The 24,628-nt window shown below is 38.5% G+C and carries 21 protein-coding genes; 1 reads left to right on the forward strand and 20 read right to left on the reverse strand.

Annotation, left to right across the window (positions count from 1 at the left end; all coding sequences use genetic code 11):
* Positions 1-113: 113 nt before the first annotated feature.
* Positions 114-1,259 carry a cysteine desulfurase family protein gene (locus IC221_RS14315; protein ID WP_188169619.1) on the forward strand — a complete coding sequence of 382 codons (1,146 nt, stop codon included), beginning with the start codon at positions 114-116 and terminating at the stop codon, positions 1,257-1,259.
* 121 nt (positions 1,260-1,380) lie between these two features.
* Here the strand turns inward: IC221_RS14315 and IC221_RS14320 are convergent, their stop codons facing one another.
* From IC221_RS14320 to IC221_RS14415, 20 genes are all read right to left on the reverse strand, one after another.
* Entirely contained in the window at positions 1,381-1,920 is a 540-nt protein-coding gene (locus tag IC221_RS14320) for a YceI family protein (RefSeq protein WP_223241385.1), read from the reverse strand.
* 5 nt (positions 1,921-1,925) lie between these two features.
* On the reverse strand, positions 1,926-2,606 hold the full coding sequence (locus tag IC221_RS14325; RefSeq protein WP_188169620.1) for a hypothetical protein: 681 nt from the start codon (positions 2,604-2,606) through the stop codon (positions 1,926-1,928).
* A 203-nt stretch (positions 2,607-2,809) separates the two neighbouring features.
* Complete coding sequence (gene eno / locus IC221_RS14330) at positions 2,810-4,081, reverse strand: phosphopyruvate hydratase (protein WP_188169621.1); 1,272 nt, start codon at positions 4,079-4,081, stop codon at positions 2,810-2,812.
* Between the two features lie 292 nt (positions 4,082-4,373).
* Positions 4,374-8,114, reverse strand: coding sequence for a cobaltochelatase subunit CobN (gene cobN, locus IC221_RS14335; RefSeq protein ID WP_188169622.1), 3,741 nt, complete (start codon positions 8,112-8,114; stop codon positions 4,374-4,376).
* Between the two features lie 18 nt (positions 8,115-8,132).
* Complete coding sequence (locus IC221_RS14340) at positions 8,133-8,711, reverse strand: MFS transporter (protein WP_188169623.1); 579 nt, start codon at positions 8,709-8,711, stop codon at positions 8,133-8,135.
* Positions 8,704-9,786 carry a cobalamin biosynthesis protein CobW gene (gene cobW / locus IC221_RS14345; protein WP_188169624.1) on the reverse strand — a complete coding sequence of 361 codons (1,083 nt, stop codon included), beginning with the start codon at positions 9,784-9,786 and terminating at the stop codon, positions 8,704-8,706. Before cobW ends, IC221_RS14340 begins: the two co-directional genes overlap by 8 nt.
* A complete protein-coding gene (locus IC221_RS14350) occupies positions 9,783-10,370 on the reverse strand; it encodes a cob(I)yrinic acid a,c-diamide adenosyltransferase (RefSeq protein WP_188169625.1) in 588 nt (195 codons plus the stop codon). The genes cobW and IC221_RS14350 overlap by 4 nt, the downstream gene beginning before the upstream one ends.
* A 219-nt stretch (positions 10,371-10,589) precedes the next feature.
* Positions 10,590-11,924, reverse strand: a complete 1,335-nt coding sequence (locus IC221_RS14355) for a cobyrinate a,c-diamide synthase (protein WP_188169626.1) — start codon at positions 11,922-11,924, stop codon at positions 10,590-10,592.
* 5 nt (positions 11,925-11,929) lie between these two features.
* Positions 11,930-12,445, reverse strand: a complete 516-nt coding sequence (gene cobU / locus IC221_RS14360) for a bifunctional adenosylcobinamide kinase/adenosylcobinamide-phosphate guanylyltransferase (RefSeq protein ID WP_188169627.1) — start codon at positions 12,443-12,445, stop codon at positions 11,930-11,932.
* Between the two features lie 3 nt (positions 12,446-12,448).
* On the reverse strand, positions 12,449-14,047 hold the full coding sequence (locus IC221_RS14365) for a VWA domain-containing protein (protein WP_188169628.1): 1,599 nt from the start codon (positions 14,045-14,047) through the stop codon (positions 12,449-12,451).
* Positions 14,047-14,760, reverse strand: a complete 714-nt coding sequence (locus IC221_RS14370; RefSeq protein ID WP_188169629.1) for a cytochrome c biogenesis protein CcdA — start codon at positions 14,758-14,760, stop codon at positions 14,047-14,049. The genes IC221_RS14365 and IC221_RS14370 overlap by 1 nt, the downstream gene beginning before the upstream one ends.
* On the reverse strand, positions 14,757-15,848 hold the full coding sequence (gene cbiD, locus IC221_RS14375; protein WP_188169630.1) for a cobalt-precorrin-5B (C(1))-methyltransferase CbiD: 1,092 nt from the start codon (positions 15,846-15,848) through the stop codon (positions 14,757-14,759). The genes IC221_RS14370 and cbiD overlap by 4 nt, the downstream gene beginning before the upstream one ends.
* Positions 15,849-16,109: 261 nt before the next feature.
* A complete protein-coding gene (gene cobK, locus IC221_RS14380) occupies positions 16,110-16,874 on the reverse strand; it encodes a precorrin-6A reductase (protein WP_188169631.1) in 765 nt (254 codons plus the stop codon).
* 2 nt (positions 16,875-16,876) lie between these two features.
* The gene (gene cobM / locus IC221_RS14385; RefSeq protein WP_188169632.1) at positions 16,877-18,721 is read right to left on the reverse strand and encodes a precorrin-4 C(11)-methyltransferase; all 1,845 of its coding nucleotides are present in this window, start codon (positions 18,719-18,721) and stop codon (positions 16,877-16,879) included.
* Entirely contained in the window at positions 18,718-19,935 is a 1,218-nt protein-coding gene (gene cbiE, locus IC221_RS14390; protein ID WP_188169633.1) for a precorrin-6y C5,15-methyltransferase (decarboxylating) subunit CbiE, read from the reverse strand. Before cbiE ends, cobM begins: the two co-directional genes overlap by 4 nt.
* A 3-nt stretch (positions 19,936-19,938) precedes the next feature.
* Complete coding sequence (cobJ, locus tag IC221_RS14395) at positions 19,939-21,309, reverse strand: precorrin-3B C(17)-methyltransferase (protein ID WP_188169634.1); 1,371 nt, start codon at positions 21,307-21,309, stop codon at positions 19,939-19,941.
* Positions 21,306-22,019, reverse strand: a complete 714-nt coding sequence (cobI, locus tag IC221_RS14400; RefSeq protein WP_188169635.1) for a precorrin-2 C(20)-methyltransferase — start codon at positions 22,017-22,019, stop codon at positions 21,306-21,308. Before cobI ends, cobJ begins: the two co-directional genes overlap by 4 nt.
* On the reverse strand, positions 22,020-22,955 hold the full coding sequence (locus tag IC221_RS14405) for a sirohydrochlorin chelatase (RefSeq protein ID WP_188169636.1): 936 nt from the start codon (positions 22,953-22,955) through the stop codon (positions 22,020-22,022).
* Entirely contained in the window at positions 22,952-23,788 is an 837-nt protein-coding gene (locus tag IC221_RS14410) for an NAD(P)H-binding protein (RefSeq protein WP_188169637.1), read from the reverse strand. Before IC221_RS14410 ends, IC221_RS14405 begins: the two co-directional genes overlap by 4 nt.
* Positions 23,785-24,573: a ferredoxin gene (locus IC221_RS14415; RefSeq protein ID WP_188169638.1), complete on the reverse strand. Its 789-nt coding sequence runs from the start codon at positions 24,571-24,573 to the stop codon at positions 23,785-23,787. The genes IC221_RS14410 and IC221_RS14415 overlap by 4 nt, the downstream gene beginning before the upstream one ends.
* Positions 24,574-24,628: the final 55 nt, after the last annotated feature.

Here is a 24,628-nt window from a genome sequence, read left to right on the forward strand (position 1 = left end):
ATCAAGCGGGCGATCTTCTCAGATTGCCCGTTTTTTGTCTTAACTTTACACTTTGGAGTGTAAACGATATAACTTTCACACATACACACAACCAATTCAAAATTAAACACGGCATGAGCATTTACTTAGATAGCGCAGCAAGTACTCAACTTGATCCACAGGTAAAAGAAGCAATGATCGCTTCAATGGATACCGTATTTGGTAATCCATCTTCTACACACGCACATGGTAGAGCCTCTAAGGCTGAGATTGAAAAAGCGCGTAAAATGATTGCTCAAAGTATTAATGCTTTACCTTCTGAAATCATTTTTACATCTGGCGGTACTGAAACAGATAATGCAGCTATTAAAGGTCTTGTACAAGCTTATGGTTTGAAAAGAATCATCACTTCTCAGTTAGAGCACCACGCAGTACTTCATATCACAGAACACTTAGCAAAAGAAAACGGTATTGAATTAGTTTTCTTGAATGTAGATAAAAAAGGCAATCTTGATCTTGATCAGTTAGAAGCTCTTTTAGCAGAAAATGGTGAAAAGACATTGGTGACATTGATGCACTGTAACAATGAGATTGGAAACATCCTTGATATTCAACGTGTTGGTGAACTTTGCAAAACTTCAGGTGCATACTTCCATTCTGATACCGTACAAAGTGTGGGACACTTCCCCGTGGATGTAAAAGCATTGCATATTCATACGTTAGCAGGTGCCGCACATAAATTCCATGGACCAAAAGGTGCCGGTTTTATGTACATTAAAAAAGGAACTAAAATGCCTGCCTTGATCGAAGGTGGTGGTCAAGAAAGAGAAGTGCGTTCGGGTACTGAAAATGTATGGGGAATTGTAGGTTTGGCGAAAGCTTTAGAAATTGCCAATGCTGAAATGGATACTCATACTGCACATATCAAAGAAGTGAAAGACTATATGAGAACTCAATTAGTGGAACATATCCCTGGTGTTGAGTTTAATGGAATGAGTGATGACCTTGACAATAGTTTATATACTGTTTTGAATGTAAGCTTTCCTCCATCTCCTAAAAACGGGATGCTTTTATTCGCTTTAGACCTTCAAAAAATCTCTGTATCTGGAGGTAGTGCATGTAGCAGTGGCGCCACTCAAGGCTCTCATGTTATAGCAGGTATCGGCGGGGATGCTGATAGAACTTCAGTTCGTTTCTCTTTCTCAAAATACAATACAAAAGAAGAAATCGATACTGTAGTCGTAAAATTGAAAGAAATCTTAGATCTAGTAGAGGCTTAATAGCCTATTAGTTCGAGTCAAAATATTGAAACACTCTGCTGAAAAGTAGAGTGTTTTTTTATAAAAAAAATCATCATCTGTAAAAGTTTTAATTATTTACAGATGATAATTAATAAGTATCTTAATTCGAGGAATGTAAGGCGCAAATAATTTTAATTTCGACCTCGTCTCCCACTGTAAATGTGCCCGTACCTTTACCTAAGTCATAATCTAAACGATTAATCTCAAACTTACCCACTAAAGTTGAACCATTAGCTGTAAATGGAATAGACACTTCTTTGGTTATGCCATGTAAAGTGAGGTTTCCTTTGGTCATATATTGATCTCCATTTTTAATGATTTCACTTGACTCAAAGCATATTTTGGGATATTTTTCAACATCAAAAAAGTCCTCATTTTTTAAATGTTTGTCTCTTTTCTCATTGTCTGTATTAACGGTAGATGCATCAATACAAACATCAAATTTTGCAGAGGATAAATCATTTTCATCAAATTGAATACTACCACTCATTCCATTGAAAAATCCCTCAACAGTGTTTACTTTGAAATTACTGATCGTAAAATCAATTTTTGAGGCTGAAATATTTATTTCTTGGGCATGTCCTGTCAGGACGAAAAAGAAGAATGAGGTTAATAAGATTAGGGTTTTGTTATTCATCATAATATCTATTTAATGTTGTATCTAGCGCCAATTACCAAACCATCACTGACACCTCTAAACCTGTCATTGCCAGGTTGTAATTCAGTTGGAGTCATAAATTCAGTGAAGGTATGAGCAAAACCTAACTTCGCTGACCACTTTTTATTGAAGTGATACTGTACATAGAACTCAGAGCTTAACATACCAATATCATTCGCTCCAATCAGTAAAGCTGAAACGTTGTTAGAAGAAGCTGTTGTAGCTTGAGAGCTTCCATTTCCTGTGTAAACTGCATCTTTGTCAGATCCAAAAGTATAACCTACAGCATCGATGTTCATACCCACTTCAAACTTGCTCTTAATACGGTAACTCAAAGAAATATAAAGGACAATATTCGACTGACTAGGAGAGGCTATAGTTAAAGTATCTTGCTTATCAGATTTTCCGAAATATTCTGGAGGAGCTGAGTAAAATTCCTTATTATCTTTACCTTGGAAGAAGGAATAGCGAAGTCCTGTTCCAAGAACGAATCTTTTCTTTTGTCCTAAGCCCCAAGAGTGACCTAGCGATAAAGATCCTACAAAGTCAGAACTGATTTGAACAGTCGCATCTGCATATAAATATTTTGAGGGTAATGTTTCAGCATCTTGTGCGTAAACACTCAAACAAAAAAAGGAAATGAATAGAGTTAATAACTTCTTTTTCATAGTAAAAGTAAAAGTTTGGTTTTAAAAAATGTTTTGTGGCTACTGTTTTCCAATATTTTGAACAGTATCACAAGTAAGTCGTAGTTTTAGCATTTTACTGACAAAATATATTTAAAAATTTATGATCCAGTGGTTTGAGTGTAATTGCTATTCAAAGAATACCACCTAAGAAAGATGGTACTCTTTGTTAATCGAAGTATTATTTACTTCCATCTGTATTCAGATCTTCCGTATAATTCATGCTCAATTTCTAATAGTCGATTGTACTTCGCTATACGTTCACCTCTACAAGCAGAACCTGTTTTAAGATGCCCTCCATCCATTGCAACAGCAAAATCAGCTAAGAAAGTATCTTCTGTTTCTCCTGATCGATGAGATAAGAAATAACGCCACCCCGCTTCTCTACACATTCTCACCGCTTCAATAGTTTCGGTAACTGTCCCGATTTGATTGAGCTTGATAAGGCAAGAATTAGCAGCTTTTTTCTCAATGCCTTCTTTAATGTATTTGGTATTTGTAACGAAAATATCATCACCAACTACTTCAATCTTATCTCCATATTTTGCAGTGAACTTAGCAAAACCATCCCAATCTTTTTCCGCTAAAGGATCTTCCCATAAAATGATCGGATACTTTTCTAACCACTCTCCTGCTAAGTCGATTAAATCATCTGAAGTCATTTTACCTCTTCCTGACCAAACTAGATCATAGTTGTCCTTCAAATTAGAACAGAATGAATTAGCGGCATTATCAACGGCAATAGATAAATCCTCACCAGGCTTATACCCTGCCTTTTCTATGGCTTCAATAATTAGCTCGATTGCTGCTTCGTTACTTTCACAATCTGGAGCAAAACCTCCTTCATCACCTACACTTGTTGCTAATTTTCTTTCCTTCAAAATTCCTTTTAGAATATGAAATGTTTCTGCCACATAACGAAGTCCCTCTTTGAACGAAGGTGCACCATGAGGCACGAGCATAAACTCTTGGAAGTCTACACTGTTATCTGCATGTTCTCCGCCATTTAAAATGTTCATACAAGGTACCGGAATACGAACGGCGTTGGTTCCACCTAAATATTGATACAATGGTAAATCCAACGATCTTGCAGCCGCTTTTGCTACTGCCATCGATACCCCCAAAATTGCATTAGCACCTAGCTTCGACTTATTGTCTGTGCCGTCTAATTCAATCATAGTGTAATCGATTTCTTTTTGCTGAGTTGCATCCATTCCTTCCAAGGCATCCGCAATAGCGGTTATCACATTATCTACTGCTTTTTGAACACCCTTCCCTCCATACCTCTCATCACCATCTCTGAGTTCAAGTGCTTCATTTAGACCTGTAGATGCTCCCGATGGAACAGAGGCATACTCTCTTGTACCATCAAACAATTCTACATATACACGTACTGTGGGATTACCTCTTGAATCTAGAATTTCAAGGGCATAGATTGATTCAATTAATGTGTCCATAAATAGTTTTCGGATTAAGTAATTATGAGTACCAAGACAAAATTATTTAATACTAATTCTATTTATTTTTTTGCGATTACTTCCTTCAAAAAACTTTTAATAGAACCACTATTCATACGTTTTTTAGCGTTGTACTCACAAAAAATAAATTAGAATTAAATATGACCTATTTTTGACTTAGTACTTAAGTCTTTGTGCTCTATAAGTTAATTATAATTCGAAAACCTCCCATTATAAAATGAAATAAATTAACGATTTCATATCACTGATAATCAATTCAATTCATATAATCCTATTCCAACTCCCCTTCCGCTTTCATATACAGTGATTTCAACTGATCTAATGTTTCTTGAGTTGGGTTTTCCCACAATCCTCTTTGGATAGCTTCCAGCATTCTCTCCGACATATCTTTTAATGCCCACGGATTATGTTGACGGATAAATTTTTGATTTTTTTGATTGAAAAGGTATTCTTCTGTGATCCCTTCATACATGAAATCTTCAATCAAATTAGTGGTTGCATCATAAGCGAAAAGATAATCCATAGTAGCGGCCATTTCGAAAGCACCTTTGTAACCGTGATCTCTCATGCCTTCCATCCATTTTGGATTAACTACTCTTGAGCGATATACTTTTAATAATTCTTCTTTAAGCGATTTGATTCTAGGTTGATCAGGACGGGAGTGATCCCCAAAGTAAGTGGTCGGCATTTCCCCTTTCTCCAAATTGACTGCAGCTGTCATACCTCCTTGGAATTGGTAGTAATCATCAGAATCTAAAAGGTCATGCTCTCGGTTATCTTGATTTTGAACCACAACTTCCACCATAGACAATCGCTTTCTGAAGGTCTCATGGGCTGACTTCCCTTCATTTCTTCTTCCTGTATACGCATAACCACCCCAATTGATATACACATTGGCTAAGTCTTCTTGTGTGTTCCAATTTTTCTCATCAATCAATCCCTGCAATCCTGCTCCATACGCTCCTGGCTTGGAACCGAAAACTCTGTACAATGAACGTTCATAAGCCGTTTTCTCATCCAATCCTTCTTTCTTCCAATCTTCTCTTTCTTTTTCAAAACGAGCTTTAATCGGGTTCATATCATACGGTTCTTCCAATTGAGCTACTTTCTCAATAGCTGAATTGAATAAAGAAATCACATCAGGAAAAGCATCTCTGAAGAAACCAGAAATACGTAATAGAACATCGACTCTTGGACGCTTTAACTCCAAGGTTGAAATAACTTCAAAATCTTTTACCCTTCGGTTCGCTCCCTGCCAAATTGGTCTGACACCCAATAATGCAAAAGCTTGTGCTATATCATCTCCACCTGTTCTCATGGTTGAGGTTCCCCAAACGGAAATCGCTACTGAACTTGGGAACTCTCCCTCTTCCTGCAGGTATCTGTCAATGATATTCTGAGCACTTTTCACTCCCAAATCATAAACGGATGGAGAAGGAATTGTTCTTGTATCTACGGAATAGAAATTTCTACCTGTCGGTAAAATATCCAATCGTCCTCTTGTTGGGGCACCTGATCCGCCGGCAGGAATGTATTGTGCATTTAAGCCTTTGAGAAGGTGGTCTATTTCATTCCTTGTTTTTAGTAAAGTCGGGATCGTTTTTCCTTTGATAAATGAGACGACTTTTTGTGTTTCCTCACCATTATTTCCTTCTTGATTATGGATGATTCCCTCAATGATCGTCTTCGCTCTATTCTCCAAAACCTCTACTGCCTGACCTATCGTTCTGCATTCCACTCCCATGATCGTTTGCTGTAATGCCGTTTCATAAACGGTATCCAATGGATCAAATGTTAATTCCAAATCAATGGCTAAGGCTTGTAAAATACTCTTGGTTTCTCCTTGAGGTAAGCGGTGCAATGCCACCAACATATCCAAGAACTTTTCTTCTTGTGGGAGTAAACCGAAAATATGCAATCCACCTCTGATTTGAGCTTCTTTTAATTCACATAAATAGCCGTCAATTACTTCTAATAAAGCGTCAATATCTTTCCCATCTTCATTCAAATCCACTCTTAAATGAGTAGAGTTGACAAGGTTTTCAATTTTTGCTTTGATTAAGTTCGCTCTTTTGGGATCTAGTAAAGCCGATTCATAAAATTCATCAATCAACAATTCCAATTGAAGCAACTCACCATAATTTTCAGCCCTTGTCATCGGCGGAATTAAGTGATCTAAAATGATGGCATGATTACGTCTTTTGGCTTGTGTTCCTTCTCCTGGATCATTAATAATAAAGGGATAGAAATGTGGTATAGCTCCCAATATTGCCGCTGGAAAACATGATTCCTTCGACAACGCCACACCTTTTCCCGGCAACCACTCCAAGTTGCCATGTTTCCCTACATGGATGATCGCATCGGCTGAAAAGTAATACTGTACCCAAATATAATACGCCAAATAAGCGTAAGTCGGTAGTAAGTCAGGGGAGTGATATGTGGCTTGTAGATCGATATTATATCCTCTGTTGGGCTGAATACTTAAGAAGATATTCCCTAGTTTTTTTCCAGGGATAAGAAAATAGCCTTCTCTGTAATTGGGGGATTTTGAAGGATGTCCCCATTGCTGTTCTATTTTCTCTCTTAAAGTTCTTGATAGTTGATTGTAGTGAGTATAAAAGTCTTCTTCTTTGATTTTAATTTCAGCCGATTTATAAGAAAGAGATTCTAATTCGTTGGTGACATTTTCAGTCAACAACTCCATCAATTCTTCGGTCCCTTCAGGAACATTTTCGCCTAAATCATACCCTGAGTTTTTTAAAGCATTTAATATTTCTACAGTACTCGCAGGTGTATCCAATCCTACTCCATTTGCCAAACGGCTATTTTTACTCGGATAGTTCGGAAGAATAACCGCCACATTTTTCTGCTTGTTTTCTTTTTCTCCTAGTTGAATCCACGCCTTTGCATGTTCGGCCACAAACTGACAACCTTCTAAATGAGGCTCGAAATATACAATTTCAGAATCTGTCAACTCGTCCTTTTCCTTCGCTTCTTTGAAGGCAATTACTGAGGTAATGATCTTTCCATCCACTTCCGGCAAAGCGATATTCATGGCAATATCTGTTGGCGGTAAACCAAAAGTCCCTTCTTCCCACACTTGCTTATTACAACTCGCCAATATTGCTTGGATGACGGGAACATTGAGTGTATCAAAAATTCCTTTGGTTTCATTGTCTTGAAAACCTTGTAATGAAAAGCCGGTCGTATTGATCAGTACATTAGGCGAAGCAATTTTACAATTTTCTAAAAGAGAAAAAATACGTTGCTGAATATCTTCATCACGATACGACAAGGCCATGCAAGTAATGGCTGTCACGCCTCTTCGTTCCAACTCTTCAGTCACTGCAATAAATGGATCAAGGTTATCAGCTAAGAAGTAACTTCTATAGCCTAATATCAATACCGTTGCCTTTTCTGTATGTGCTAAAGGTTGATTGAGAATTCCCTTAGAAGGATGATAAAGGAATAAATCAGGAATACTTTCTTGGGCCTTGATTGGAAAATCGTACTCCAATGTTTCATTCATGATCAGCTTCAACACCTCTTTGGTATTTTCCTTTCCTCCCATCACAAAATACTGCCATATTTCGCTGACTTTTGAAAGTGGCAAAGTGGACATCTGCATCAATTCCAAATCAGGTTTATTATCACCCGGTAGGAAAATCACATCGATATCATTGTCCTCGGCATATTCAGCAATCGCTTCACACAAATAAGAAAAGTAAGCGGTTCCTCCCAATAATTTCAACACTACAACTTTGGCTTCTGACACTACTTCTTCGATATAGGTATCAATCGTCAATTCCTGCTTGAAATACGTCAAATTGGCTAAACGTATACTGGGTAATTCGGCTTCTTTTTGATGTAATTCTTGATAGGCTTTGTTGACTGTGAATAATTCGGTGTCAGCTGCCGATAAGAAAAGAAGGTCTCCGGTAGATTGTTGGATATGGAAAACGCCTTCGTCATTAGGATTCCATCCTCCAGGAAGTGTTGAAATTAAATGCATGTTGAGAGAATAATTAAACTAAGCAACCTTTACTTTTTCTGGTTCTGATATCACATATTCTTCCACCAATAAGGATAGAACACTTGATGCTAAAGAGAAAAATGCCATTAGTGAAAAGACTAATGCAAAACCAAATTGCATGGCGAATAAGGCTCCGATGATAGCGGCGATGCCTTCTGATAGGGAACGGTAGCCGTAAAAGTGAGAATAGATACTTTTCTCTTTTCCTTTCTTCAATGACATGGCAATAATGGCACTCCATGAAGGATTAATGACAGTCTCACCTAGTGAGATGATAATCTGAATTAAGAAAACGTGAATAGGGCTACTGGCAAAAACATACAATCCATAACCTACACCCATTAGAGCATAGCCTATACACATCATAGCTCTTTTGCTCAGTTTGGTCTCATCTATTTTATCAAAAAGGAAATAGAAAATCCCTTTGAAAATGGCATATACACCTACGGCAATGCCGGCATCAATTAATGTACCTCCAATATTTTCTATAAAAATGGCATAAATGGGAGCTAATAAGTTGGCTCCCATATGAGTGAAAATTGATGCTAGTAATAATAGTTTTATATTCTTATGCATGAGCTGTTGAAGCTAATTTTAAGTTTTTTCCTATTACTACTAAATGCGTTTTTCTTGTCTCTCCTTCTTTCCAAGGTCGATCAAAATAATAATCAAAACGATCACCTACCCCTTGTAAAATCATACGCATTGGTTTATTGGGAATATTGACAAAACCTTTGATTCTGTAGATCTCATTCTCCTTCACCAATTGCGTTAATTCTTTTACTAACTGCTTGATGTCTGCTGTTTCTGAATATTGCAGTAATTCCGTAGAAAGTGAATCGTCGTGATCATGATCATGGTGGTGATGGTGATCGTGACTATGGTCATGATGATGATGTTCATGGTCGTGCCCGTGATCATGATCGTGGTGATGATGCTCTTCGTGAATAGAATGACGGTTTTCTACATCATCTTCAGCAGAAGCATCAAGACCAAGTAAAAGATCATTGCTTACCTCACCGTTTACTACAGGAATAATCTTCGTATTGGCTCTGATTTTTTGCTGAACGAAAGAAGAAATCTCTTCAAATTTAGCATCATCAACCAAGTCTCTCTTACTCACCAATACCAAATCAGCACAAGTCAATTGGTCTAGGAACAACTCTTCAATTGATGTCTCATGATCCAATGATTCGTCAGCTAATCGTTGCTCTTGCACTCTTTGTCTATCGCAGAACTCACCAGTTGCCACACCCACTGCATCTACTACTGTAATTACAGAATCGATAGTAATATGAGGTTTTAAGTCAGGCCAATTTACTGCTCTTAATAAAGGCTTTGGCATTGCCAATCCTGATGTCTCAATCACAATATGGTCGATATCCTCTTTACGTTCTATCAACTCCAACATTGCTGGTAAGAATTCTTCTTGTACTGTACAGCAGATACAACCGTCTGATAACTCGATCAAATTACACTCTTCATCACCGCAACCTGCTTTGATGATCTCTCCGTCTACACCAACTTCTCCAAATTCATTGACGATCAATGCAATTCTCTTTCCGTTGGCATTATTCAACATTTGGTGTACTAAGGTCGTTTTTCCAACGCCTAGGAAACCTGTAACAATCGTTATTGGGATTTTTCTCATGCTTGTGGTTTTTTCTTTCGTTTATATAAAAATAAATTCCATTTTTCTTCGGCTACTCCGTGCTTGTCCATCTCCGATCTTGCCATAGTAAAAAACAAATCAGACAGACGGTTGATGTACGAAGAGATATAGTCTAATACACTTTCCGGATCTTCATGACGTAAAGTCACCAAGGTGCGCTCGCCTCTTCTCACTTGTGTTCTGCACACATGGCACAAAGCTGAAATCTCATTTCCTCCCGGTAGTAAGAAATAATCCGAAGGACTACTCATTTTCCCTTCCATTTCATCGATCCATGCTTCGCAAAATTCTGCTCCGTCAGTGGGGTGAGGATTTTGGTTTTCTTTTTTAGAATCTGATGGTCGAGCCAAATGTGACATCATATTCATCATGTCTTTTTGAACTCTATGTAAATTCGGTTGCCACTCGTGATCATTGCCTAATTTTGATCTTAATAGACCGATGGTCGAATTCACTTCGTCCAGTGTACCTATGCATTCTAAACGGGGAGCATCTTTGAACTCTCTTTTTCCGCCGAATACGCCTGTTTTTCCTGAATCACCTTTTCTAGTGTAGATTTTCATAGCGTAAGAGTTTATTTGTTATGTATTTGGACTATTCTGATTCCATCATCAGCCCATGATTTAAATCATGGGTTGGTGATGGAGTAGATTCAATATCGCAAGTGTTAAGCCGGCAGGCGTCACTTGTGATTTATAATTGGCGAAGTCTCCCGACTTCGAAAGACAATATTATTCACCTAGAAGTCAGGAGACTTCGCCAATAGACAGTTCCAAGTGACGCTATCGCTTAACACTTGAAACATGGTTATTTTGTATATGATGAAGCAACTGCTGAAGGTCTCCTACTTCACCAAAATAAAAGTGGATGTAAGAGGCCAATACGTTTTTATATTGATAGATTTTTGTTGGAACTTCTTGCTCTCTTGCACTCCAAACGGTTCCAACGGTGGTTACATTTTCGTCTTGATGGACTTTTGAATAATGGAATTCGTGTCCTTTGATGATAAAATCATCGATGTCAATTTTTCGATAACCCAATGTGAGTTTCATGGCTTCCATTGAACTTGTAAAAGGGAATACTCCCACCATTGATAATTCATTTCCTTTTTGATCCACCATACTTTTCCCGAGGTACATCATCCCTCCGCATTCGGCGATGATTTGTCCTCCGTTTTCAGCGTAACTTTTGATGCTTTCTCTCATTTTCACATTTGCAGAAAGCTCTTGTGTATAACATTCCGGATAGCCTCCTGGGAAATAAACCAAATCGGCATTGGGGAGTTCTTGGTCGTGAATTGGGCTGAAAAACTGCACGGTTCCTAATTGCTTTAAGGCTTCAATATTTTGATAATAACTGAAGTTGAAACCTTCGTCTTGTGCCACTGCTATTTTGTAGTCAGGATTTGAAGTTTCCGCCTTTTTATCAAGGATTGTTTTTTCTCTTTGAGTAATAGAAAGTAGCTGATCAATAGCAATAGTTTCATTCATCTGATCCGCCATTTTGCCGATCATCTGATCATATTTTGAGAGGTTATCAATCGACAATCCTAAATGTCTTGAAGGAATTTTACATTCTTCAATATAGGGCACATGACCTAATGCTTTTATCCCAACATCTTCGCATGCTTCTTCTAAAAATTTGTAGTGGCTTTTTGTATTGACACGATTGAAAATCACTCCTGCAATATTCAAATCGGGATCAAAGTTTTTGAAGCCGAATAATAAGGGTGCAACGGAATAGGCTACGGATTTAGCATCGACTACAAAAATGACAGGAATATTAAGTTTCTTTGCCAACTCAGCGGTACTTCCTTCTGACTTTCTCGCACCATCAAACAAACCCATTACGCCTTCGATACAAGCCACATCGACCTCATTGGCCAACTCATGATATGTAGCACGCATGTGTTCTTCCCTCATCATAAAAAGATCAAGGTTGATACCCGTTTTTCCACAAGCTATTTTATGGAATTTAGGGTCGATATAATCCGGACCACTTTTGAAAGGCTGTACGCTATATCCTTTGTTTTTCAACAATCGAAGTAATCCCAATGTAACAGTGGTTTTGCCCGAATTACTTGTTGGTGCAGCGATGATGAAGCTTGCTGTTTTCATTCAATTTATTCTTTTACGACCATCGGAAGGCCGGATACTACAAATGTTACTTTTTGTGCTTGCTTGGCGATAAACTGATTGATCAGTCCATGAATATCGGTAAACTGACGACTCGCTTTGTTCATGGATATTCCACCCAATCCAATTTCATTACTGACCACAATCAGAGTACAATTCTGAGCAATTAATGCGGTCCAAATTTCTTGTGCTTTGCGTAAGGCTTTTTCTTTGTCGTAAGCTACCTCATCAAAAATATTGGTCAGCCAAAGCGTAATACAATCCAATAAAACTACTTTTCCAGCAAAAATATGATGATGAATATCAATGGGTTCTTCCACGGTAGTCCAACACTCCTCCCTTCTTTCTTGATGCAATGCAATTCGCTCATTGTGCTCCTCATCCCATTTCTTAGAAGTCGCCAAGTAAATAGGCGAATCAGATAACTCTAACGTTATTTTTTCAGCAAAAGCACTCTTTCCTGAACGTTGGCCTCCTGTAACAAAATGAATTTTTGCTTTCATGATTTAAAGGGATAGTTTTTGATAATTGCCTCTTAAACGATCGGCTAAATCTTGCATAATGCCTAATTTCACTACGCCCGTTTCCGCATCGACTAAAGTCAAGTGATCTACTTTTTTACAATGGAATTGGTAGCTTGAAATAATGTCTTCGATGGCAGTTTCAGCACAAAAACGTCCATCGGAAATAATCACTAACTCCGTTTCTAATAAATCAAAGCCCACCAACATGCTTTTTATTTTCTTCAAAGCGGCAATGATGTTCGTCTTTCCTCCCGTCTGCAATTGCTGTATTTTTTCTGTCACAAAACCGACGTTAGAGGTTTCCTGTACTAATACTTCCGCTTCATTTTGAAAAAGAGAAATCAGTGAAAAATGTACATCCGATAATTCGTTCTTTTCTATCATCTTTTGAACCGCTCCTTTGGCATAGGCAATCACTTGATCTTTGATCATGGAACCACTTGAATCCAAAATAAAGATGACCTGCTTTTTTGTTGGTTCTACTTTTGATTTTTTGATGACTTCGAAAGTATCAGTGGCTAAATATTGGCTCACTGTTTTTCGAGTATCTGTGGAAGATTTTATTCCATTTTGATGGATGATTTGCTTATTGCTTTCCTTAAAAGACTGTTGTAGTACGACCTCTTTCTCTGGAATTACGGATTCAAATTGATTGGGAGGTGTTTCTTCTTTTGACGTTTCCGGTTGCTCCTTTTGCTCTTCTTGAGGTGGAGGATTTTGAGGCGGTTCCTGATTCGGAGGAGTTTGATTTTTACGATGCAAAAGCACAAATTCTTGAATCGCTTTTACCTCCTCTTTGGTAACTTTCTTTCTATTTTGAAATGCCACATAAGCCCTTACCGTTTTAACTAATAAAATATCTGCTCTTAATCCTTCTACCGCATGATCAATGGCGAGTTGAGAACAATATTCTAAAACATCACTTTCTAATTCAATACTTGAAAGTCTTTCCTGTGCTGAAATTATTTGATTAAAAAGTTGTTTCTGCTCTTTATCAAAACCTTCAAAAAATGCTTTCGGATCGTCATCAAAAGCCAAGCGGTGTTGTACTATTTTTGTCCTTTCCTCTAATGAAGTTGACGTTTTCACCTCTACCGAAAGACCAAAACGATCTTTTAATTGAGGACGTAAATCTCCTTCTTCCGGATTCATGGAGCCGATTAAACAGAAACGACTCTTCAACTTTCTTGAAATTCCCTCCCTTTCCAAATGATAACTTCCCGTTGCGGAAGCATCCAATAGCACATCCATCAAATAATCATTCAGCAAATTGATTTCATCGATATATAAAAAACCCTGATGGGCTTGTGATAGCAAACCATGTTGGACTTCTTCTTTTTTATCATTGATGAGCTTTTCCAAATTGATATGTCCCAAAACTCTGTCTTCAGAAGCACCAATCGGCAAGTTGACAAATGGCTTTTCCATCAAATCAGACAGTGAACGGATCAAAGTAGTCTTGCCCGTTCCTTTATCGCCAACGGCTAAAACTCCTCCTAAAGTAGGATCGATGATATTAAGAATAAGTGCCAACTTAAACGATTCCTGACCGATGATGGCTGTAAAAGGGAAGTTGTTCATTAAGCAAAAATTGAATTGTAAATCCAGTATGATCCGATGACGATAGAAGCTACTCCTGCGAGTCCATTCATCCACTTAAAAATGGCGATGTTCTTTTCTATAAATCGACTTAAAACCGTCAATAAAGTATAGCTGTAAATGCCCATCGCTAAGATGATTCCAACAGATTCTACCAATAGAATTAATACGGCATCCCACATTGTAGCGGAACTTAAAATCAAAGCGGAAGTCAAGGCTCCACCTGTCCCTGCCAATCCATGAAGCATTCCGACCCAAAATGAGCGGTTCATGGGATTCATAGCAATTTCTTCCCCTTGCTTTCCATGAAGGTGAATCGGGTTGGTATCTAAATGATCATGCTCTTCGATCCTTTTATGATCCTGCATCATGTCATTGATCTTGTGATTTCTTTTGATGGCCACAATACCCAACCAAATCATGATCGGACCTACTGACATTTCTGCCCAATGTGATAAATCATGAACAAAAATCTCCGCTGTACTTTTGAACAGCAAGGCAATTCCGCCTAATAAAATCAGGGTCACTGAATGTCCTAAAGCCCATTGTGATGCTTTGAATACATTTTTAAAAGAGGCTCTTTCTTTTTTAATCGCATTTTCTGTAGCCAATACAGAAACCGCAGTAATATGATCTGGCTCAAAGGAGTGTAATACTCCTGCCATTAATGGTCGAATTAAACCTGCTCCTGTCATATCTTATTTAGTTTTATAAAATCACCCTCTTTTCCGATAAGGTAGATGGTGAGTTCTGTTTGTTTTATTATTTCTTTTGTTGTTTGATAGCATTTTTGGAGTAGTAACTGATAGAATAATTCCTCTTCTGTAAAAGGAAAAATCTCTACGAGTCTACTCGCCATATTTAATTGAAGAATTGCTTCTTGGTTCTCTTTTGAATAGCCTCCTTCTTGAGCGATGGATTGAATAAATTCTTTGTTCCAACTGGAAACGCAACTGTGCGTATCGGTTTGTCCTTCTGCCAACTTTACTGCTTTACCCAACATGATTCCGATGGTCACTTTTCTGATGGGTGAAGTTTGAATTTTGCGAAGCGTATCACCAATCCAGTTTCCATAATGGATATAGGCTTGTTCTGAAAAATCAGGAAATAGTGCTCGAAGGTATTTCTCACTTCTTGCTCCTGAATTGATCACGAGTTCATCAATGCCATTGGCAACTGCAACGTCAACGCCTTGCTCAATACTTGCGATGTAGGAAGAAGCCGAATAAGGTTTTACAATGCCTGAAGTACCCAAAATGGAAAGGCCGTTCATGATGCCCACTCGCTCATTTAAAGTCTTCTTGGCGAGCTTTTTTCCATTCACCACATAAACAGTGACTGCCACCCCCATTTCCAAATCATAATCATGCAAAAGCTTTTGTAAAGCATCGGTGATCATTTTCCTTGGAACAGGATTAATGGCCGGTTCTCCTACTCCCAATTGCAAACCAGGAAGTGTGACGGTTCCTACACCATCACCTGCTATAAACTGGATTTCCTGTGCTTCGATCAGCTGTAACTCACAACCTATTTCGGCACCGTTGGTCACATCGGGATCGTCGCCTGCATCTTTGATGACACTGCATTTTGCAGAGCTTAAAGAGTATTCGCAATAGTGAACAGGTATAGACAATATTTTCCCTATCGGTAAATGCACTTCTACCGCTTCCTGTTGTTGTTGAAAGATAATGGCCTTTAAGCCTGCTTTTGCAGCGGCCGTGGCTGAGGTTCCTGTTGTGAAACCTTCTTTCAACTCACCTTCTGGAACTTTCTTTAAACCCATGTTTATCTTTAAAATGTTACCCGGTTCCCCCTTCTCACTACTTTCAATTTTTCTTCTTCATTTTTTCCATTGATGACAAAACGAAGCAAAAAAATCTAGGCTGTGAAGTCAAAAGCTAAATTTCATTCCTTTCACCTCAATGATTTTAAACTCGCTGTGCTCGAACAACAAAATCATTTTTAACGGCTCATTTCATGAAATTCTTAACACTTTTCCCTTCAATGCCGTAAGAGAGGCAGACGTTCTGCGAACAAATAGAATTTATTCAAAACCATTTTGACCTAATTTATTTTCGAGTTCTTGAACTGTATAAACCACCTGAAAGGAAGCTGGTACTTTTGGCTCTCGAATAATAATGATCGGAATTCCACAAGTTTGTGAAGCATCAATTTTAGTTTGAAGAAAACCGCTTGCTCCACTTTCCTTGGTCATCACTACATCAATTCCTTTTTCTTTAATCAAAGACTCTTCTAACTCCTGTTCTTGATTAGGCATGGAGAGAATCAAATCTTCTTTAGGAAAACCTGCTTTTTCAGCAATCTTTTTGGAAGATTCCCTTGGTAGAATTCTAAAAATAGATGGATGCTGTTTCCACCACTTTTCAAACTTCTCAATGGTCTGTACCCCTGTTAGTGCCAATAGTTTCTTTCCTTGAAATTGATCAAAAAGCAAGGCTTCAGCATCTTTATAATCTTCCGCCCAAAGTATTCCGTTTTCTCCTTCTAGCTGTATTGGTTTTCTTCCAAACCGGATGACTGGAAGCTCATTTTTAAGGGCAACGGAAGCTATCGTTTGATGCAATATTTCTGCAAATGGATGAGCTGCATCAATGATCATTGAAATTTTATTTTCATGGATAAATGCATCCATGCAATCTTGATCCAATGCACCCGAATGATATTTCATGTACGCACTCTCCTCTACCTCCACTTTTGTTTTCGTAGAGTAGATAAATGGTTGTTGACGTCTTTCAAGACACTCCATCACTTTTTTGCCTTCCGTTGTTCCTCCAAAAACCAATACCATGCTTATGCTTCTTTTACGACGAACTTTTTGTTGGTTCTGAAGATATGTTGCCAATCAGGGCTGTATAATTGAGAGCGATTTTTTCTAGCTCCAATTGCCTTTCCGACTACGATCAATACCGTTCTTGTTTTCTTACTGTCTTTGACGATTTGAGCGAGATCTTTTAATTGACCTTGATAAACTTCCTCGTCCTTCCAAGTCAATCGGTACATCACGGCCACTGGCGTATTTTCATCAAAATGATTTAATAATTGAGATTGTACTTTCTTGGCGATTCCGGCACTGAGGAACAAGCACATTGTCGCATTGGTCTTGGCAAATGCTTCCACACTTTCTTTGGGTGGCATTGGCGTTTTCCCTTCTCCACGCGTCAACACAATCGACTGCACTACTTCTGGGATGGTAAATTCTGATTTTAAAACTGCCGCTGCCGCACTAAATGCAGAGATCCCCGGAACGATGAAATACTCCATTCCCAATTCATCAAAAACGGTCATCTGTTCTTGGATCGCTCCGTAAAGTGATGGGTCACCACTGTGCAATCTCACTACCGAATTTCCTTTCTTATATTCATCAAACATCAAAGTGATTTGCTCCTCCAATGTCATCATGGCTGAATTACGAACAATTGCTCCTTCCTTACACCAACTGATCATTTCCTCCGGCACCAAACTTCCGGCATACAATACGCAGTCTGCTTCTTCCAAATACTGCTTACCTTTTACCGTAATCAATTCCTCATCACCCGGACCTGCACCAATAATGGCTACGGCAGATCTTCTCTCAAAGTCCTTGATTAATGCGATCGAATAGGTAAACTTATCGTCGTTTTCTAGGTGTACTTTTGTTTTTTCCACCAATACTTTATCCTGCTTGGAAAGTAGCATCGCTGAAGATTCTGAAACGCCATCCACTCCAATTTTAGATTGTACCATCTCACTTGGATTCGGCACTGTTACTCCGTCTATTTCTTCTTTTGAGAAAGTGGAGAATGGTAAATAGTATTTATTGGAAAGGTCGAGGTAAGCACTTTGTTGGGCTTTGATATCAATAGAACCGAATGTTTTTAAGGCTGAGAAAGCAATTTTCTGCTCTTCTAATTCCGCTTTTAATCGTGCTTCGAAAAGAGGAAAATCTAAGGTCTTCGAACAACCCGAACCTAAGGCTAATACTTTAGGTCTGTAGTAAAGAGAAGGGATATTGAAATCGTAAATTTTATATGTCACCGCGATCAATAACGCAAACTGATCCGCATTGATTTCTTCCGCATCATAAAAAACCGTCACAAAATCAGGAAGGTTTTTCTCCAAATAAACCGTGCCTTTGTCTTTTACATCCAACAATAATGCTGTCGGCTGATTATTGACAAATAAGCTGATCAAATGATTTAAAGGCTGATCTGTCTCTACCGTCCAATCATAAGTTTGGCTCAGCGTATCCAACGCCCATATTTCCTGTAAATCACTCGATGTACTGATGATGGCTTTTCCTCCTACCACTTGTGCGATTTTCTCTGCAAATTGATTGGCTCCTCCTTGATGTCCTGAAAGCACTGACTGAATGTTTTTGCCGTGATCGTCAACGCAAACCACCGCAGGATCTGTTGCTTTTGTTTCGATAAATGGAGCAATCAAACGCACACAAATACCTAACGCACTCACAAAGCAAATGCCGTCTAATTTATGGTAATAGTTGTTCAGGTAATCACTTAAGGAAGCCACAACAGATACATTTTCGTTCTCTGTTGTTCGAGTAGTGACCACTAAAGATTTTGGGAATTCTTTCTGGAGAATAAGCGCCTGTGCTAATCCTCTATCAGTAGTGGCTATTATAGCTATTTTTTTCATTTTAAATTCTTTTTTGCGACCAATAGATGTATCGTATTGTGGTCATTGAGACTCATTTTAATCGGCACTGCTACGGTATAATTCAAGGCAAGACAAACTTTTTGGAAGGTCTCATAAGATTTCTCTAATACCGTATTCATCACCATCAAACCATTAGGAAGTAAAACAGAATCCAGTTTCTGAATCATCTCTTCCAATCGGTTGCCATGACCTCCAATAAACACGACATCTGGAGGCGTAATTTTTTGTATATCTTCTTCAAAGAAATCATCAATACTTACCACTATACCCGGGCAATGATGACGCTTTGCATTATTATCTATGATTTCTCCACATTCCGTTCTTTTCTCAAAAGCAAAAACTTGTAATGACGGATAGTTCAGCTGTGCTTCAATGGCAATAGAACCTGTGCAACTTCCTACATCCCAAAAGCACTTCTTATCCCACAATTCCAATGCTTGAAGTGTCAAGGAACGAATGGGCTGTTTGGTCATCATTCCCGGTCTTCCTTCCAAGGTTTGGAAAGTGCTATCTGCAATACTTCGAGGAGGAATAAAGTCAGATGTCTTGATCAGAATTACACAATTCAGCAATTGGTAATCGGCCGTTTCATTTGCTTCTTCCAAGGTGAATTGACGAACTCTTTCTTTCTCTCCATCCAATTCTTCACCGACATAAATGGTATAATTTGGATAACCATAAGTAAGCAATCGCTGTGCAATATGCTGTGGAGAATGCCCTTTGTCGGTCAAAATACCCATCATCTTTTCCCCTTGCATCAAGCAAATATCCAACGGCTTCCAAGTACGTCTGCCATGCAATGAAATGCTTTTGAGATCGCTGTAATTCAAAGAGGTTTTGTGTGCCAATCGTTGAATGGAATTGAAATAAGGGAGCACTTCAATGGATGCATTAGGCAACAATCTTTTCAGTGTATTACCAAAACCAAAAAATAATGGATCGCCCGAAGCGAAGATCACTACCTTTTGCTCTTTCGTTTGATACTGCTGAATGACGTCCTGCATTTTACCCGAAATCTCAATCCATTCATGATTTTCAGGTAGGTGCTTTTTCACCAATTGATAGTGCCTCTTTCCACCAGAAAAAACAGTATGATGCTGTATCAACTGCTTTACCTCAGCGTTCAGTTGCACTTCAGAATGATTGCCAATTCCGATGATGTAGAAATCAATATGTTTGTTTTCCTGTAGCAAGACTTAGAAATAGTTTTCAGATTCTTGAAGCGTGAAACAAGCATTGACCAAAGCGGCTGCGATATTACTTCCGCCTCTGTTGCCATTTAATACAATCCACTCGGCATTTTTCACTTGTACCAACTGTTCTTTGGATTCAATGACATTAACAAAACCTACCGGTACGCCAATAATTCCTGTGGGCTCGAAGTAAGGATTTTCTCTCAACTGATCTGTCAATTCAAACAAAGCTGTTGGTGCATTTCCTACCACAAACAAGGCATTCGGATACATGGCAATTGCTCTTTTAATACCCGCTTGAGAACGTGTCAGACCTTCTTCTTCTGCCAAAAGGAGTGTCTCTTCATCATTCAAAAGGCAAACAACTTGATTGCCGTATTCCTTTGTATATTTTTTTGTGATACCGGCTTGCACCATCGTTACATCCGTCACAATTGTCCCACCGTTTTGAAGGTATTTTGATAAAGACTTGACCGCTCTTGATGAGGCTTCATAATGCACATGATCATCGATCACTCCCGTGGTATGAATCAAGCGCGTAATCGCCCATTTATCTTCTACAGAATGCTCTAAATCTTGTAATTGTTCTGTGACAATACGGAAACTCTCTTGTTGGATTTCCTGTCCTGTATGTGGTTTTCTATTAAAATACCCACGAGGTGTCACTAAATGATTTTTGAATTGGAAAGTCTGCGAATTACCGATCATCACTAAAGAGAACATATCCACCATTTCTACATCAAAAGTCCCTAAGGTCTGAATCGTGATTTTCTCTTCAGGACGCGTCACTTGACGAATAATCGCTACAGGTGTGCTCGGATCTCGTTCTTCTAAAAAGATTTTTTTCAAACGCTCCAACTGCCAATATCTTTTCTTGCTTTTGGGGTTATATAAACTACAAACAAAATCACCTACAGCTGCTGCTCGGATACGCTTTTCAATCACTTGCCAAGGCGTCATTAAATCTGATAAGGAAATACAGCAGAAGTCGTGTCCTAATGGAGCACCCAACTTACTTCCTGCCGCTAAAAATGCAGAAACACCCGGCAAGGTTTCCAACTCTATTTCTGAATCTTTTTCTAAAGAAGCCACTTGATAAACGATGGCCGCCATGGAGTAAATACTAGCATCTCCCGACCCAATCACAAATACATGTTGGTTCTTTTTGGCTTCCTCAATTGCTACAATTGCTCGCTCCTCTTCTTTCCCCAAAGGCATGGCAATTTTTACTGCACCTTCTTTCAGATAGTCTTCACAAAATTGAAAGTAATAGTCATAACCAATCACTACATCTGCTTTTTGCAGTGCATTGACCACTACCGGTAATATATAGTCTTTGTGTCCAGGGCCTAAACCTGCTACTGTAATTTTCATGCTTGTTTGTTTTTCTTTATAATCAGTAAAGAGAAATAAGGGATCGTTCTCTCTTGAAGTTTGTCTAATGATGAAGTCATGAATTGCTCTGGCGTTCCGAGCTTTTCACAATACGTAAAATTGATTTCCTCTCTTTCCAAAATAGGTTGAATGTGTCGCATGACAGATCTGATTTTCATCAAAACCACCGTATCCGAAACTTTCAAAGCATCTTCTAAAACCTGTGTTGATTTTAGAATTGGAAGCACATGAATCGTCTCTCCTAAAAGGGCTAATGGCTGTTGAATTTCTGCCGCCCCTAAATGGAAAGAACTAATGCCCGGCACCAATGAAATTGGAATATCTGTCTGTTGAAATTTTTCTAAGAGATAAGAAAATGAACTGTAAGTGCTCAAGTCTCCTTCACATACTATGGCTACATCCAACCCTTCCGAAACATCTTTTTGAATATTCTGAAAAGCCTCTTCATATACAGGGTGAACGTGTACTCTGTCAATGGTCATTTCCATATAAAAGCCGACCAACTTCTCCTCCGGTAAATCATAACCTTCCATGATTTGAAGCGAGTAACTGCTCTTTCTTCCATCTTGAAAAATGGATCCGGGATAATAGATTTTATCAACAGATTGAAGTAGTTTATATCCTTTCAGCGTAATCAAATCGGGATCGCCTGGTCCTAATGAAATACCGTATACTTTTCCTTTTTCCATCTAAATTCCCAGTATATTTTTAACCGTTTTCATCACTCCTTTCTTCTCATCTACCTTTTCGTCCTCTTCGAAAAGAATTCCTTTTACATTCAAATGATGACCGATTTGCTCCTTACCTTCTTCTTCCTCAAAACCAATGATCTGCTTACGATACTTACACATCTGACAGTTCATATTGGCCATTCCGTTCTTGGCTTGATCGAGTCTTTCATCAAAAGCTTTCATAATCAATTCATCTGATCCAAAAGCTTCTGTATTGACGTATTCAGTAGTGGAATCCTTATTAAACTCCTCTACTGTTTCATAGATTCTTTCAAGTAAAACACCCGTAAAAAAGAAGAATGGAATCACATAAGTACGCTTCATGCCTAGTTTCTCAAACATCGGCAATGCTTCTGCAGTGGATGGATAAGCTGTACCACTATAGGCTACAGATGTAAAACCAAAACCCATTCCTTCCCAAAGCATCGCCGCTAATTTGTGTACATCAGAGTTGGCATCTGGATCCGTTGTTCCTCTGCCAATCACCATCAATCCACATTCTTTACGATCAATCGGCGGTAATAAAGCTTCCTGTTCCTCAATTCGCTTCTTCGATAAATCCAACAAATAAGAACTCACACCAATGTGTGTTCCCATCTTGATTTCAAGATCAGGGTAATACGATTGGATCGTGTTCATCTCATAAGGAATATCATTTTTGGCATGTGAACCAGCAAACAGTATGACAGGCAAAGCGTAAATTTTTCGTACTCCTTTTTCATACAATCGCTCCACCGCTGCTTCATACAAAGGGTGACTGAACTCTAAAAAGCCGTAGTCCACTTCGTATTCATTTTCGTACCTTTTTTTCAATAAAGCCACGAGTTTTTTAAATGCGTCTGTTCCTGTTTTTCTTCGGGAACCGTGTCCACACAATAGTATTCCTTGTTTCATTGTTCTTCTATTTTCACTTCTTCATTGAAGTAGGCTTGAGGATCATCGTATTTATATTCAAAGGATAGTAATCGCTTTGATTTAGTATTATCTATCAGTTTAAAAGCAAAACTTTTGCTGTCTCGAAAAACGGGAAGCGGAAGCCCTAACGTCACTGCTGCGTTGGTATATAAATCCCTTCGAATAGGATGAAGGTCTGCACAACCGTTGATGACTTCTCCAAAAACATCTTGCTCTATAACCGCCAAAATCAAATTGATCGCATCTGTTTGATGAATGACATTGACAGGCACATTCGGGTTTTTCAGCACCCTATTTTCTCTTAAAAGCTGAGAAGGATGACGCCCTCCGCCAATTAAACCTGCCATGCGAATAGCGGTCAATTGCTCTCCAAAATGTTGACGTAAAACTTGTTCTGCTTGATATATATTTTTTCCTCCTATGGTTTCAGGAGTGAATTGATCTGATTCTTTGATGGATTGATTGGTATTTGGATAGACTGAAGTGGAACTTACAAAGATGACTTTTTGATGGGGAGGCATTTGTTTTGTCAGTTGTTCGATCTGCTTGACATAAACGCCATGTTTATCTCTTCGATCAGCAGGTGGAAAACATACAATCAAAACGTCGGTTTCAGCAATCAAATTATCCCAATCTCCTTTGATATGATCTTCCTCTACTTTTACAAGAGTGATTTGATCTGTGAGTTCAAAAACGAGTAATTCTTCTTCTGAAGCCACACTTCCTTTTACCTCAAAACCTCTTTCTCTTAATCGTTCTGATAGCGGAATTCCTAACCAACCGACTCCTACAATAGTCACCTTCTTTTTCATACCGTTTCCAATTTTATTCCTTTTAATTGTACTTCTAAACAGTATTGCCAAGCGTGATCCTCTAACCAAATTAGTCCAATATCTTCTCCGAATTTATTTTTCATCCGGACTCCTTTTTTCAGAGTATCTAATTGTTCAAAATATTCGACTACGGCAATTCTCTTTTTGACGAGTTCTTGATTTTTTTGGTCAATAGGAGCAATAATCAGCTCAATAGCTTCACTCTCCAATTCCAATTCAAGTGTATACTTTTGACTGTAATTGACATTTTTGATTTCATTAAATGAAATAGGTATTTGACCGGAAAGGATGAGGGAAGATTTTGGACTGTTTTCTGATAAATAAAGAAAAAGAGGATAGGTGTATTGATCTGATGCAAAACCTCTAGTGATCCGACATTCACCAAATTCAGGATCTATTTTGATTGAGAAAGGTTTTGGAGTAAATGCCTCTCTTTCTTTGTCTGATTTGATTTCAGACCATTCGTCCTGATATAATAAATATTCAGTGACAGGTTCCTGATTTTCAATATGGCTTTTTATTATTTCTAGGCCTTTTTGTGGATTGAGGTCCTTGTACCAATAGTTAGGCTGAACAATGCATGTTGGAGCATCTTCACACCGACCGTTACATCTTGTTTTGATCGTGTGCGTGCTGTCCCATTGTCCACTATTTCTCAAGTAAGCACGTACGTTGCGTACCACTTCCTCTGATCCTGCTTTTTGGCAAGATCCTCCATCACAAAATAAAAAAATCTGTTGAGTTTCAGCGATGTTTTTCCCCATTAGTCAGATTGTTTGATTGAATAGCAACAATTGGGGATAATAGAATGACAATCTG

The sequence above is a fragment of the Flammeovirga sp. EKP202 genome (genome assembly GCF_014534745.1).
Taxonomy (GTDB): Bacteria; Bacteroidota; Bacteroidia; order Cytophagales; family Flammeovirgaceae; genus Flammeovirga.